Below are 14285 nucleotides of genomic sequence, written 5' to 3'. Positions count from 1 at the left end.
ATATCGGCGCCCATCGCGGACACCTGAACTGCACGGAATGCTTACAACTACAGCACGTGCTGCAGGAAGTCCTTGAACCTCGGTTCGGTCGGATGGTCGATGATTTCGGGGCCGCCAGCCTCGACGACCACGCCGCCGTCCATGAACACGACCTGGTCGGCGACCTCGCGCGCGAATCCGATTTCGTGCGTGACGACGACCATCGTCATGCCCGCCTTGGCGAGCGAAAGCATGACGTTGAGGACCTCGCCGACGAGCTCGGGGTCGAGCGCGGACGTGGGCTCGTCGAACAGCATGATCTCCGGCTGCATGGCGAGGGCGCGCGCGATGGCGACGCGCTGCTGCTGACCGCCGGAGAGTTCGGCCGGATAGTAGTTGAGGCGTTCGCCGAGGCCGACGCGCTCCAGCTCCTGGATGGCGAGCTGCTTGGCCTGCGCCTTGTTCATGTGCTTGACGTGGACGGGCGCCTCCATCACGTTCTCCAGCGCGGTCATGTGCGGGAACAGGTTGAAGCGCTGGAAGACCATGCCGAGCTTGGAGCGCTGTGCGGCGATCTCCTTGTCGTTGAGGGTCTGGAGCATGTCCTGGCCGTTCCTGGTCACGTGCTTGTAGCCGATGAGCTCGCCGTCGACTTCGATGGAGCCGCCGGTGATCGTCTCGAGCTGGTTGATGAGACGCAGGAACGTGGACTTGCCGGAGCCGGAGGGTCCGAGGATCACGGTCACGGTGCCGGGCTGGACGGTCAGGTCGATGCCTTTGAGCACGTGCAGCGAGCCGAACGCCTTGTGCACCTGCGTGGCCTTGACGGCCGGCACGGCGGCGGTCGGCGTGGCGGGGATGTTCGCGGGGATGCTGGTCTGTGTCATCGTGTCTCTTCCTTCCCGCTCACGCCGTGAGCCCGCTGAACGTGGCGTCATTGAGCTTGTCGACATTGTCCTTCGGCTCGCCTTCGGTCTTGCCGGGCAGCGGCGGCTGCTTGCCGCGCGCGCCGGCCGGGCGGGCGTCGAAGCCCTTGCCGAAGTGCTTTTCGAGACGGGACTGGATGACCATCAGGATGGACGTGATGAGCAGGTACCAGATGCAGGCCACGATGAGCAGCGGGATCGGCTTGTAGATGCGGTTGGCGATCGCGTTGGTCGCGAACTGCAGTTCCAGCGTGAACGGCACGGCGAGCACGAGGGACGTGGTCTTGAGCATGCCGATGGTCTCGTTGCCGGTGGGCGGGATGATGATGCGCATGGCCTGCGGCAGGATGATGCGGCGCATGATGAGCGTGCGGTTCATGCCGAGCGCCTGCGCCGCCTCGGTCTGGCCGGGGTCGACGGCTTCGAGGCCGGCGCGCACGATCTCGGACAGGTAGGCGGCCTCGTTGAGGGCGAGGCCGATCCATGCGGCGTTGAACGCGGTGATGACCACCGAGGAGTCGATGCTCCAGAACGAGATGTCGGTGAAGGGCACGCCGAGGCTGATCTTCGGGATGAGCACGGAGAACAGGCCCCAGAACACGAGCTGCGTGTACACAGGGGTGCCGCGGAAGAACCAGATGAAGAACCAGCTCACGCCGCGCAGCACCGGGTTGATGGATTTGCGCATGATCGCGAGGATCACCGAGAGGATGATCGCGACGACCATCGAGAGCACGGTGAGGATCAGCGTGTAGCCGATGCCTTCGAGCACGTTCTCGTTGAACAGGTACTTCCAGACGGTCGGCCAGTCCAGTCGCGGATTGGTGACGAGTCCTTGGATGAGCATCGCGGCGAGCAGCACGACGATCACGGCGGCCACGACGGGCCCCGGGCTCTTGACGGGCAGCGCCTTGATGCGGTTCGGGATGTTCAGTCCTTCGCCATCGACTTGTTTCTTTGCCATGTTCGGCTCCTTAGTGGTGCTTCGCTCAGCCTTCGACGTCCGGGTTGACCTCGGCGGTCTTCAGTGCGCCGGATTCGACGCCCCAGTGCTTGAGGATCTTGTCGTAGGTGCCGTCGTCCATCAGCTTCTGCATGGCCTTCTGCACGGCTTCGACGGTGCCCGTGTCGCCCTTCTTGATGGCGATGGCGTTCGGCACGGAGTCGAAGTCCTTGCCGAGCTGTTCAAGCTGGCCGTCGGTCTGGGCGATCGCATAGCCGACGACCGGGGAGTCGGCGAAGAACACGTCGGCCTTGCCGGTGACGACGGCGGTGGTGGCGTCGGTCTGCTGCTTGGAGGACTGGATCTCGATGTCCTTCTTGCCGTCGGCCTTGCACTGCTTGGCGGTCTCGTTGATGGCGGTCTCCTCGACGGTGCCGGTCTCGACGGCGACCTTGAGGCCGCACAGGTCCTTCTCGTCGACCTTGTTCGGGTTGCCGGTCTTGACGGCGTAGGCCATGCCGGAGGTGAAGTAGGAGACGAAGTCGACGGACTTCATGCGCTCGGGGGTGATGGTGAACGCGGCCATGCCGAGATCGTACTTGGAGCCGATGGCGGGGATGATCGTGTCGAAGTTGGAGGAGACGACCTCGGTCTTGAGGCCGAAGACGTTGCCGAGCGCGCGGGCGAGGTCCATGTCGTAGCCGATCTGCGTCTTGCCGTCGGCGTCGAGGAACTCGGCCGGGGCGTAGGACGGATTGGTGCCGATGGTGAGCACGCCGTCCTTGGTGACGGATTCGGGCAGCAGCTTGGCGATCGCCTCGTCCTTCTTGACGCCGGAGACGTCGTAGCTGCCGATGGCGGCGGAGCTGGAGCCGCCGGTCGAGCCGTCGCCTTCGTCGGTGGTGCCGCATGCGGCGAGCGGCAGCAGCATGGCGACGCCGAGCGCGGCGGCCGTGATGGTCTTCATCCTGGTGGTGAACGACATGATGTCCTTCTTCTCTTGGTACTTCTTCTGGCGTTTCGGTCCTCGGAACGGAAAAACGGCGGCCGCCGCGATGATGCGTTCATCACGGCGGCCACTCTCCGCCCCGCCACATATGCATAAGTATACATAATCACGTATAGATATGCAATATGATGTCGTCTCGCTGAGTCGCGATGATACCGGGCGGCTACTACGAACCGGTTAACGGCGGGAATGCGACGGCGGGAATCAGCCTTCGACGTCGGTCGGGTTGATCTCGGCCTTGTCGATGGCGCCGGACTTGACGCCCCAGTGGTCGAGCAGCTTCTCATACGTGCCGTCGTCCATCAGCTTCTGGATGGCCTTCTGCACGGCTTCGGCGGTGGCGGTGTCGCCCTTCTTGATGGCGACGCCCTGCTTGGCGACGCCGACGTCCTCGCCGTAGGATTCCAGCTGGTCGCCGGTCTGGCTGATCGCGTAGCCGGCGACGGGCGAGTCGGCGTAGAAGGCGACGGCCTTGCCGGTGACGACGTTGGTGGTCACGTCGGTCTGCAGCTTGTTGGAGAGGATGTCGATCTTCTTGTCGGCCGGGCACTTCTTGTCGGCGGCGGTGACCTCCTCCTCCTGCGTGGTGCCGGTCTGGACGGCGATCTTGAGGCCGCACAGGTTCGAGGAGTCGAACTTCTCGGGGTTGCCCTTCTTGACGACCCACGTGGAGCCGGCCTTGTAGTAGCTGACGAAGTCGACGGCCTGGGCGCGTTCCGGCGTGATCGTGAACGAGCTGATGCCGAGGTCGTACTTGGAGCCGACGGACGGGATGATCGAGTCGAACGTGCTGGTCACGTTCTCGGTCTTGAGGCCGAAGACCTTGCCCAGGGCCTTGGTGAGGTCGACGTCGTAGCCGACCGGGGTCTTGCCATCCTCGGCGAGGAACTCGGCCGGGGCGTAGGAGGTGTCGGTGCCGACGGTGAGCACGCCGTCCTTGGTGACGGATTCGGGCAGCAGCTTGGCGATCGCCTCGTCCTTCTGGATGCCGGAGACGTCGAAGCTTTCGATCTTGGACGACGAATCGGACGAGCCGGAGCCGGACGCGGACGAGTCGGACGCGTCGGAGGTGCCGCAGGCGGCGGTGGCGAACAGCATCGCCGCGCACAACGCGGCGGCCGTGAAGGTCTTGATTCCCATGCTGGATGACATTGGATTTCCTCTCTCAGAGAATGTCGGTCGGGCGGGTATGTTTCCCGACTGATTCGCGAGAGTAGGTCCCCCATGCTACGAACCCGTAAATCTCACCCCCACGTCCCACAACGTGGACATGCGGGCTCAGTGCGAGCGCTTGTTGGCGTAGCGCATGGCGCGCAGGGCCTCGCGCTTGTCCTGCGCCTCGCGCAGCGCCTGGCGCTTGTCGAATTCGCGCTTGCCTCGCGCCAGCGCGATCTCCGCCTTGACGCGTCCGTCCTTGAAGTACAGGCTGATCGGCACGATCGTGTAGCCCTTCGCCTCGATCTGGCGGGCGAGTTTCAGGATCTCGCGTTCGTGCAGCAGCAGTTTGCGCTTGCGCTTGGGCGCGTGGTTGTTCCACGTGCCGTTCAGGTATTCGGGGATGTTCGCGCCTTCCAGCCAGATCTCGTTGCGCCGGTCGATACTGACGAACGCCTCGGCGAGCGAGGCGCGTCCCTCGCGCAGCGACTTCACCTCGGTGCCGGTGAGCACGACGCCGGCCTCGTATTTGTCCTCGATGACGTAGTCGTGACGCGCCTTCTTGTTCTGGACGATGAGCTTCGTCCCTTCCTCCTTGGCCATCGGGGACCTCCCTTCCTTGTCGTCGTTGCCCCGCGAACCACAACACGATAGCACGAAGCGCCGCCGGCCGAAGCCTGGCGGCGCTCCCCTATCGCGCAGCGCGTAGCCCGTTCGCTCCCCGCATGCGCGCGGATGCGATACGGCCCCACCAATCAGTAGTGCACGTACTGGTAGGCGCCCGCATTGGAGATGGTCTCCCATGCGGGGAAGGTGGCAAAGCCGGTGCCGCCTTCGGAGATGAGCACGGAGCCGTCGGAGTTGACGCGTTCGACGACGGCGACGTGGCCGTACTGCCAGTCGGCCGTCCAGTGGCCGCCGACGCTCTGGCCGGGCAGGAACACCATCGCGGCGCCGACGTGCGGCGTGTTGTTCACGTAGTAGCCGAGGCTCGCGCCGGTGGCCGCCCACTGGCCGCCGTTGCCCATGTACGAGCCGACCGGCAGGCTCAGCTGCGAACGGCGGATGTACGCCCACAGCGTGCACTGGCGGGCCGGGTAGGCGGAGCCGCCCACTGTGTTGCCGGTGTTGTGGCCGTAGCAGTAGCTGGAGCCTTCAGGGCAGTTGCCGGGCACGGCGTAGTCCATGCCGTTGGCGGTGCTGCCGCCTGAGTTGGAGCCGCTGTTGCTCGAGCCGCCGCCGTTGTTGGTGGTGCCGCCGGTCGTGGTGCCACCGGTCGAGCCGCCGGTCTGCTGCTGCGAGCCGGTGCCCGGCGTATAGCCGGCGTTGCTGTTGTTGTTGCTGGCTGCGGCGTTGGCCGCGGCCTGCGCCGCCAGGTCGGCCTGCATGGAGACGATCTCGGCCGCCTCCTTGGATTCCTGCGTGGTCAGGCTGCTCTTCTGCTCCTCAAGCGACTTGCGGGCGGCCGTGCCCTTCTCCTGCAGCGCCTCGAGCGACGCCTGCTTGGCGGCGGCGTCCTTGGCGGCGGATTGGGCGCTGGCGGCCTGCTTGTCGGCCTGGTCCTTGAGCTGGCTGATCTGGTCCTCGATGGCGGCCAGACGCTCCTTGCGGTTCATCGACGTGTTCATCGAGACGGCGGCGTCGTTGGCGGCGTTGGCCGCGGAACGCGTGGCCGCAGCGTCGGACTGCATCTGGTTGACGAAATCGTCGGTGGTGGTCGCGTTGGTGACGACGCTCATCACCGTGGAGGCCTGCGAGCCGTGGAAGCTGTCGCGCGCCGATTCGGCGACGGAGTCTTTCGCGTCGTCGTATTCGATGCCGGTGTCCTTGATCTTCTGCTCGAGGTCGGCCTTGTCCTTCTTGGCCGCGTTGAGGCGCTCGGTGGTGGCGTCGGCGAGGTCCTGCGCCTGCTGCGCGGCCTGCTGCGCCTTCGTGGCCGCCTCCTGGGCGGCCGGGATCTGCTCGTTGGCGAGCGAGTCCAGTTCGAGGATCTGGTTGGCGAGGTCGGCGTTCACGCCGGCGAGCTTGGACTTGATGTCCGCGTGGCTGGCGACCTTCTGCTGGTACTCCTGGACGGAAACGGCCTTCGCCTCGGGCGCGTACGCCGCGGTCATGGCGATGCCGCACACCGCGGTCATCGCGGCCGACACGATGAGTCCGAGTCCTGCTTGCAACGTCTTGGAACGCTTCGACACTTCGGTCCTTCCTTCCGGATTGCTTCCGCACATTGTAACGGAGGTTGCTGAGACGGCAACCCGCCTACGCCTTGAGCTATGCCCGGCTACGCCTTGAGATAGCGGCTCAGCGAGATCGCCGAGGCCACGACGGACAGCAGCACGGCGCCGGCGACGAGCGCGGGCGCGACGAGCCACACGGTGCCCTGCGTGACGAACGGCATCCAGCTGACGGACTTGGCGACGCCGTCGGTGATGAACACCTGCACGATCGCGGCGAGCGCGCCGGCGGCGAGCAGCGAGCCGACGAGCGAGGCAACCACGCCTTCGAGGATGAACGGCAGCCGGATCGTCCAGTTGGACGCGCCGACCAGTCGCATGATCTCCGTCTCGTTCTTGCGCGACGCGGCGGACATGCGGATCGTCGTGCCGGTCAGGAGGATCGCGACGACGACCATCACGACGGCAAGCACCACGGTGACGACGGTCGCGCGGTTGAGCACGGCGAAGACGGGGTCGAAGATCTGCTTCTGGTCGACGACCTCCTCCACGCCGGTCTTGCCGTTGAGCACTTCGGCGACCATCTTGTACTTGGTCGGATCCTTGAGCTTCAGCTGCAGCGAGTCCTGCATGTCGGCGGCGGTGAGCGTGCGGCCCTGGTATTCGCCGTTCGGGTACTGCTTGAGGAACGTGTTCTTGAAGAAGTCCTCACGGCTCACGTAGGAGATCTTCGAGACGTTGTCGCGCAGCTCCTGGTGGATGAAGTCCTCCAGTTCGACGATCTCCTGCTGCGTGGGGGCCTTGCCGGTCGCGCAGCTGGCCGCCTGGCTGGTCCCGTCCGGGCAGAGCCACACGATCACCTCGACCTTGTCGTACCATTCGCCCTTCGCGCGCGTCACCTGCGCCTGCATGAGCGCGGACGCGCCGATGAACACGAAGGAGATGAAGGTGACGAGCATGACCGAGACGATCATCGGCACGTTGCGCTTGAGGCTCGTCCAGGTCTCGGAAAGGATGAATCGCGCCCTCATCGGGTCTCCTCCTCGTTCGTCTTCTCGTCGTCATCGTTTCGGCCGTCGGCCGCGGTTCCGGCGTCGTCGGTCACGTCACCGGTCGCGTCGTCGCCGTTCTCCGCCGTTGCGTCCGCCGCGGCCTGCGCCGTCGGCGGGACCGGCGGCGCGGGCGGCGTCAGCGGCGCGGATCCGGCGGGCGGCGCCGGCGGTTCGGTCTGTCCGGTCTGTCCGGTCTGTCCGGTCCGGTCCGTCGCCTCCGCCTGTTCTGTCCGCCCGTGCCCGGCCTTCGCGGCGGGCGGCGCGGGCGGCGTCAGCAGGCTGCCGCCGGCCTGCGCCGCGGCCGCCTTGGGTTTGAACTTCGCGTCCGGATCGTCCGTCACGTCGTCGGTCGCGTCGACGGGCGCGACCACCGCGGTCGCCGCGTCGTCCGCCGGCGCGGCCGCGGCGGCCTGCGCGGCGGGGGCGGGTTTCGCCGCCTCCCGCTCGCGGCGTTCCCGCTCGGCCTCCTCCTCGAGATTCAGTCCCTTGCCCCACGTGAGCGTCGTCTCGACGGGGGCGAACGCCTCGCCGTAACGTCCGGTGCGGCCGGAATGCACGGACTGGGCGAGACGGGCGATGCCCTCGTCGCCGTCCATCGCGCCGGCCGCGAGCGCGCCCGCCTCGATGGCGGCGTGCGCGTCCATGCGTTCGGTCGCGTCCGCGCTGTCCGCACGGAACCGTTCGTCCGCGCCGATGGCGCGATGCGCCTTCGACGTGACTTCCGCGTCCGGGAAGTAGGTGGACGAATCGTATGATCCGTGTTCCTCGTCGCGCACGATGCGGCCGGTATGCAGTTCGACGACGCGTTTGCGCATCGAATTGACGATCTCCTCGTTGTGCGTCGCCATGACGACGGTGGTGCCGGTGCGGTTGATCGCATCGAGCACCTCCATGATGCCGAGCGACGTGGTCGGATCGAGGTTGCCGGTCGGCTCGTCGGCGAGCAGGATCTGCGGATGGTTCACGTAGGCGCGGGCGATGGCCACACGCTGCTGCTCGCCGCCGGACAGCTCGTGCGGGTAGCTGTCCTCCTTGCCGGTGAGGCCGACCGTCTCCAGCACCTTCGGCACCATCGACTTGATGGCGGACCGACGCGTGCCGATCACCTCGAGCGCGAACGCCACGTTCTGCCACACGGTCTTGTTGTTGAGCAGCTTGTAGTCCTGGAACACGAAGCCGATCGAACGACGGTACTGCGGAACCTGACGGTCGGAGATGCGGCGCAGGTCGTTTCCGGCCACGCGGATCTCGCCGTCCGTGGCCTCCTCCTCGCGCAGCAGCAGGCTCAGCAGCGTGGTCTTGCCGGAGCCGGACGCGCCCACGAGGAACACGAAGTCGCCGCGGTCGATGTCGAGGTTGATGTCGTCGAGCGCGGGACGGGTGCCCTTCGGGTAGATCTTGCTGACATGCTCCAATGAGATGAGTGCCATTGATTCGCTTTCCTTGTGAAGCCTGGTAAGCCTTGTACGGCCTGTATGGCCGGTGCGGCCCTGCGGGGCCGGGGCCGGGTTAGGCCTCGGCCTCCTCCTTGGCGGCGCGGCGCTGCTCGTGGCGCCAGCGGATGCCCGCCTGGATGAAGCCGTCGAGGTCGCCGTCGAAGACGGCCTGGGTCTGGCTGGTCTCGTAGCCGGTGCGCAGGTCCTTGACCATCTGGTACGGGTGCAGCACGTAGGAGCGCATCTGGTCGCCCCAGCTGGCCTTGATGTCGCCGGCGAGCTCCTTCTTCTTCTTCGCCTCCTCCTCGTGGCGCAGCACGAGCAGTCGGGACTGGAGCACGGCCATGGCGGCGGCGCGGTTCTGGATCTGCGAGCGCTCGTCCTGCATCGTCACGACGAGACCGGTGGGAAGGTGGGTGATGCGCACGGCCGAGTAGGTCGTGTTCACGCCCTGGCCGCCGGGGCCGGAGGAGCAGTACGTGTCGACGCGAATGTCGGTGTCCGGGATGTCGATGTGGTCGGTCGCCTCGACGAGCGGCACCACCTCGACGGCGGCGAAGCTGGTCTGACGGCGGCCCTGGTTGTCGAACGGAGAGATGCGCACGAGGCGGTGCGTGCCGCCCTCGACGCTCAGACGGCCGTACGCGTACGGCGCGTCCACCTGGAAGGTCGCGGACTTGATGCCCGCCTCCTCGGCGTACGAGGTGTCCATCACCTTCGCCTTGAAGCCCATGCGCTCGCAGTAGCGCAGGTACATGCGCAGCAGCATCTGCGCGAAGTCGGCCGCGTCCACGCCGCCCGCGCCGGAGCGGATCGTCACCACGGCGGAACGCTCGTCGTATTCGCCGTCGAGCAGGGTCTGGATCTCCATCGCGGCGAGGTCGTCGGCGATCGAGCCGAGCTCGGTCTTCGCCTCGTCGAGCGACTCCTGGTCCTCCTCCTCGCGGCCGAGCTCGACGAGCGTCTCGACGTCGTCGATGCGCGAGGCCGCGGAGGTGAGGCGCTTCAGCTGCGATTCGGCGGCGGAGAGCTTGCTCGTCACCTTCTGCGCGTTCTCGGGATCGTCCCACAGACCGGGGGCGGCCGCCTGCTGCTCGAGCTCAGCGATGTCCGCCTTCATGCGGTCCACGTCCAGCGCCTTGGCGATGGAGTCGTACTTGGCGCGCACGTCGGCGATCGCCTGGGAATAGTCAAATTCAGCCATCGTTGTCTACCTTATGTTTCGTACCTTTGAAAAACCTTGGGGTGCCGCCCGTCCTCGGGCCTCGTGCTCCCCTCCCCCGTCCGTCGGATGCGCGACGCGCCTTTCGCCGCATGCCCCGCGGCCGCGAACCTGCCGAGGGTGTGCGAGGCTGGACGTCACGCGGGGAACACGCGTGACGGGACGTCAAAGACCGGCGTAGATGGCGGGAACCACCAAGGAGATCAGCATGGCGGCGGCTATGACGATGCACACCGCGCGCACCATGGTGCGGCGGCGACGCTCGCGATCGCCGCGTTCATCCTGCCGATAGTCATTCACGGTGCGCGATTGTACCCCATCGCTTGGTCAACGGCCCGGCGCTCTCGGCCGCGGGCGTAACGGGATGCGGCGCGCGCGTGAAACACCCCGTGGAACATCACGTGGGCACGGCACGCGCCCGACGAGCGCGCAGGCTAAGGTGGACATGGAAGCAACCTGTATCCCGATGTATGTAAGGAGCATTGCAGATGACTGATGAACGCACCGCGTACGGCTGGGGCCTGGCGAGCATCGACGCCGCCGGCAACACCCTGGACGTGTGGTATCCGAGCCTCGCGCTCGGCGCCGCCCCCGCCGAGGCGGACCGTCCGAACCATGATTTCGGCGTGCTCGCCCACGACGAGGCCGACGCGCGCGGCGTGCGCCGCGTGCCGGTGTTCACCGTGAGCGACCTGGACGCCCCGATCGCCAACGCCGAGGACGCCTACCTGAAGCTGCACCTGCTGAGCATGCGCCTCGCCAAGCCGAACACGCTCAACCTGGACGGCATCTTCGGCGCGCTCAACAACGTCGTGTGGACCAACTACGGCCCGTTCGCCGTCGAGGACTTCAACGCCCGCAAGGCCGACGTCGAGGCCGCCGCCACCGCGGCCGCCCAGTCGTTCGCCGCGAACGCCGGTCTGCCGGCCGCCGCCCCGGCCGCCTCGGTCAACGTGCTGGGCGTCGACAAGTTCCCGCGCATGATCGACTACGTCGTGCCGTCCGGCGTGCGCATCGGCGACGCCGACCGCGTGCGCCTGGGCGCCCACCTGTCCGAGGGCACCACCGTCATGCACGCCGGCTTCGTGAACTTCAACGCCGGCACGCTCGGCGTCTCGATGGTCGAGGGACGCGTCTCGCAGGGCGTGGTCGTCGGAAACGGCTCCGACATCGGCGGCGGTGCCTCGATCATGGGCACCCTGTCCGGCGGCGGCAAGCTGCGCAATTCGATCGGCGAACACTCGCTGCTCGGCGCGAACGCGGGCATCGGCATCTCCCTGGGTGACAACTGCGTCGTCGAGGCGGGCCTGTACGTGACCGCCGGCACCAAAGTCACCATCTGGGACAAGGCGAAGGCCGCCGCCGGCGAACCGCTTGAGGTCGTCAAGGGCGCGGACCTGTCCGGCAAGGACAACATCCTGTTCATCCGCAACTCGGTGAACGGCCGCATCGAAGCCCGCTACCGCAAGACCGGCATCGAACTCAACGCCAAACTCCACAAGAACTGACGCCTTGCTCGGCCCCCTCTGACGGGCTGAGCCGTGAAGCGGAGAGCCCGGTGGGCTCTCCGTAGGCGAAGGCGAGCGACAGCGAGCTTATGTGAGGTCAGCCGAAGGCTGTCCTTGATTGCGGTCGGGCTGTCCGCGTCAGCGGACTGGGGGAGAGACAGCGGCCGCAGGCCGCGAGGAAAGGAATCGGCCTTCGGCCGATGCAATGTTCCCGCGGCCTGCGGCCGCTCCTCTTCTCTCCCTCCGTCATCGCTTCGCGATGACACCTCCCTCGCAGAGGGAGGCAATACCGCCGACCTCACATCGGCTCGCCTGCCGGCTCGTACATCGCCTACAAACGCCTCCGGCGTTTGCTTCACGACGATGTCCCGTCAGAGGGAGGCAAACCGCGTCGCCTACCGCTCTTCCAGCGGAATGTAATCACGCTTGACGGCGCCGGTGTACACCTGGCGCGGGCGGCCGATCTTGGTGGCCGGGTCGGCGAGCATCTCGCGGTACTGGGCGATCCATCCGGGGATGCGGCCCAGCGCGAACAGCGTGGTGAACATGGCCGGGTCGAATCCGATCGCCCGGTAGATCAGTCCCGTGTAGAAGTCGACGTTCGGGTAGAGGTGGCGCGAGACGAAGTAGTCGTCGTGCAGCGCGATGTCCTCGAGCTCGGTGGCCACGTCGAACAGGGCGCGTTCGTCGGCCGGCAGCTTCGACGTGTCCTCGCGGTCCATGATCTTCTCGAGATACGTCTTGGCGATGGCCGCACGCGGATCGTACGACTTGTAGACGCGGTGGCCGAGTCCGGAGATGCGGTGGCCGTCGCGCTTGGCGTCCTCGACGAACTCGCGCACCGACTTACCGGAATCGCGGATCGCCTTCAACTGACGCAGGACGGCCTCGTTCGCGCCGCCGTGCAACGGTCCGGACAGCGCGTTGACGCCGGCCGCGACCGCCGAATACAGGTTGGCGTGCGCGCTGCCGGCGATGCGCACGACCGACGTGGAGCAGTTCTGCTCGTGGTCGGCGTGGATGATGAGCAGGCGGCCGAGCGCGTGCACGTACAGCGGGTCGGATTCGAACGGCTCGTACGGCACGGCGAAGCACATGCGCAGGAAGTCGTCCACGTAGCCGCGCGCGTAGTCCGGGTACAGCATCGGCTCGTCACGGCGGCGGCGGAAGATGTACGACACGATGGTGCGCACCTTCGCCATGATGATGATCGCCGACTCGTCGAGCTGGTCGGAGTCGGTGATGTCGGTCGTGTCCGGGTAGAACGTGGCGAGCGCGTTGATCGCGGAGGCGAGCACGCTCATCGGATGCGCGGTGCGCGGGAACGAGCCCATGAACGTGCGGAAGTCCTCCCCCACCATCGTGCGATGGTTGATCGCGGAGACGAACTTCTCGTACTGCTCCTTGTTGGGCAGCTCGCCGTGGCGCAGCAGCCACGCGACCTCGAGGAAGTCGGAGTTCTCGCACAGTTGCTCGATCGGGTAGCCGCGGTAGCGCAGAATCGAGTGCTGCCCGTCGATGTACGTGATCTTCGATTCGCATTGCGCGGTGGTGAGGAAGCCGGGGTCGAGCGTCACCCAGCCGTCGTTGCGCAGTTTGGACACGACGATGCCGTCCGGCCCGGCGGTGGCCTCGACGACCGGCAGCGTGTACTTGCTATCGTCGACGTTCAGCTGTGCTGTTGCCATGGGTGACCCTTCCTGTTCGATGTTGCCGGCCACCATAGCCGCCCCATGTTTCCACAAGGCCCCATTGCCCAATACCCGGAACACAAAAGGAATGCACCTGCCGGCGCATACCACTTTCTTTGCCCCCCCCTCAGGGGGAGCTGTCGGCCAAAAGCCGACTGAGGGGGGTACCCCGTCCACAACCAGACGCAGCACCCCCTCAGGCCCGCTCCGCGGACCAGCTCCCCCTAAAGGGGGCGCGTACCGCGGAAGACCCGTATCGCCCTACTCCCTCGTGGTGAGGATCACCGGGCCGTTCTCGGTGATGGCGATGGTGTGCTCGCTGTGGGCGCCGCGGGAGCCGTCCTCGGAGCGCAGGGTCCAGCCGTCCTTCGGGTCCTGGTAGATCTCGTCGGTGCTCTTGAGGAACCACGGCTCGATGGCGATGACGAGGCCCGGACGCAGCTTGTAGCCGTGGCGCGCCTTGCCGTCGTTCGGCACGTGCGGATCGCCGTGCATGATGTGCCCGACGCCGTGGCCGCCGAACTCGAGGTTGATCGGGTAGCCGTATTCGCGCGCGATGTCGCCGATCGTGCTGGACACGTCGCCGAGTCGGTTGCCCGGCTGGGCCGCTTCGATGCCGGCGGCGAGCGCCTCCTCGGTGCACTTGATGAGGCGCAGGTCCTCCGGGTCCTTGTCCTTGCCGACCACGAAGCTGATGGCCGAGTCGCCCACCCAGCCGTCGACGCTGATCGCGAGGTCGAGGGAGACGAGGTCGCCGTCCTTGAGGTTGTAGTCGTAGGGCACGCCGTGGAGCACCGCGTCGTTGACGGAGGTGCAGATGTAGTGGGCGAACGGGCCGGTGCCGAAGTCGGGCGCGTAGTCCACGTAGCAGGATTCGGCGCCCTTGCGGTCGACGATCTTCTTGTGCACGAATTCGTCGATGTCGAGCAGGTTGGTGCCGACCTTCGTGTATTCCTTGAGTTCGCGCAGGATGGAGCCGACGAAGCGGCCGGCGGGCTTCATCTCCTCGATTTCGCGAGGGGTCTTCAGTTCGATCATGAGACTTCCAGAATCTTTCTACCTATGTCCGATGGGCGGAACGCCCTGTCGTCAATGGCTCTCACGATAGTGCGCCGCCTCGTCAATCCACAACCCTTCCCCTTGCGCCCCCTTCAGGGGAGCTGTTCACACCCCTCTCCCTCTGCTCCCCC

Annotated in this window: 13 protein-coding genes; 1 reads left to right on the top strand and 12 read right to left on the bottom strand. The window is 66.4% G+C overall.

The features are described 5' to 3' along the window. Positions 1-47: 47 nt before the first annotated feature. From AC1AYD_RS03505 to AC1AYD_RS03460, 10 genes are all read right to left on the bottom strand, one after another. The gene (locus tag AC1AYD_RS03505; RefSeq protein WP_476502432.1) at positions 48-866 is read right to left on the bottom strand and encodes an amino acid ABC transporter ATP-binding protein; all 819 of its coding nucleotides are present in this window, start codon (positions 864-866) and stop codon (positions 48-50) included. Between the two features lie 19 nt (positions 867-885). Continuing rightward, positions 886-1869 (bottom strand): amino acid ABC transporter permease, encoded by a 984-nt coding sequence (locus AC1AYD_RS03500; RefSeq protein WP_476502433.1) that lies wholly within the window; start codon positions 1867-1869, stop codon positions 886-888. Positions 1870-1894: 25 nt separating this feature from the next. Continuing rightward, a complete protein-coding gene (locus AC1AYD_RS03495; protein ID WP_476502434.1) occupies positions 1895-2833 on the bottom strand; it encodes an ABC transporter substrate-binding protein in 939 nt (312 codons plus the stop codon). A gap of 228 nt (positions 2834-3061) precedes the next feature. Next, positions 3062-4009 (bottom strand): ABC transporter substrate-binding protein, encoded by a 948-nt coding sequence (locus tag AC1AYD_RS03490; RefSeq protein WP_476531529.1) that lies wholly within the window; start codon positions 4007-4009, stop codon positions 3062-3064. Between the two features lie 126 nt (positions 4010-4135). Continuing rightward, on the bottom strand, positions 4136-4615 hold the full coding sequence (gene smpB / locus AC1AYD_RS03485) for an SsrA-binding protein SmpB (RefSeq protein ID WP_476531527.1): 480 nt from the start codon (positions 4613-4615) through the stop codon (positions 4136-4138). 152 nt (positions 4616-4767) lie between these two features. Beyond that, complete coding sequence (locus AC1AYD_RS03480) at positions 4768-6150, bottom strand: CHAP domain-containing protein (RefSeq protein WP_476532291.1); 1383 nt, start codon at positions 6148-6150, stop codon at positions 4768-4770. A 143-nt stretch (positions 6151-6293) separates the two neighbouring features. Beyond that, positions 6294-7217 carry a permease-like cell division protein FtsX gene (ftsX, locus tag AC1AYD_RS03475; protein ID WP_476531525.1) on the bottom strand — a complete coding sequence of 308 codons (924 nt, stop codon included), beginning with the start codon at positions 7215-7217 and terminating at the stop codon, positions 6294-6296. Then, positions 7214-8668, bottom strand: coding sequence for a cell division ATP-binding protein FtsE (gene ftsE / locus AC1AYD_RS03470; RefSeq protein ID WP_476531523.1), 1455 nt, complete (start codon positions 8666-8668; stop codon positions 7214-7216). Before ftsE ends, ftsX begins: the two co-directional genes overlap by 4 nt. A gap of 79 nt (positions 8669-8747) precedes the next feature. Next, positions 8748-9878 (bottom strand): peptide chain release factor 2, encoded by a 1131-nt coding sequence (prfB, locus tag AC1AYD_RS03465; protein WP_476531521.1) that lies wholly within the window; start codon positions 9876-9878, stop codon positions 8748-8750. Positions 9879-10061: 183 nt separating this feature from the next. Further along, complete coding sequence (locus AC1AYD_RS03460) at positions 10062-10196, bottom strand: hypothetical protein (protein WP_476502440.1); 135 nt, start codon at positions 10194-10196, stop codon at positions 10062-10064. Between the two features lie 188 nt (positions 10197-10384). Between AC1AYD_RS03460 and dapD the strand changes: the two genes are divergently transcribed. Further along, positions 10385-11404, top strand: a complete 1020-nt coding sequence (gene dapD / locus AC1AYD_RS03455; RefSeq protein WP_476502441.1) for a 2,3,4,5-tetrahydropyridine-2,6-dicarboxylate N-succinyltransferase — start codon at positions 10385-10387, stop codon at positions 11402-11404. Positions 11405-11799: 395 nt separating this feature from the next. Here the strand turns inward: dapD and AC1AYD_RS03450 are convergent, their stop codons facing one another. Both AC1AYD_RS03450 and map read right to left on the bottom strand, forming a co-directional pair. Then, the gene (locus AC1AYD_RS03450; RefSeq protein ID WP_476531519.1) at positions 11800-13092 is read right to left on the bottom strand and encodes a citrate synthase; all 1293 of its coding nucleotides are present in this window, start codon (positions 13090-13092) and stop codon (positions 11800-11802) included. A 264-nt stretch (positions 13093-13356) separates the two neighbouring features. Then, positions 13357-14133: a type I methionyl aminopeptidase gene (gene map, locus AC1AYD_RS03445; RefSeq protein WP_476531517.1), complete on the bottom strand. Its 777-nt coding sequence runs from the start codon at positions 14131-14133 to the stop codon at positions 13357-13359. Positions 14134-14285: the final 152 nt, after the last annotated feature.

Source organism: Bifidobacterium sp. LH_426, assembly GCF_056356875.1.
The sequence above is the reverse complement of the archived record's forward strand: the minus strand, read 5'-3'. Positions and strand labels throughout refer to the sequence as shown.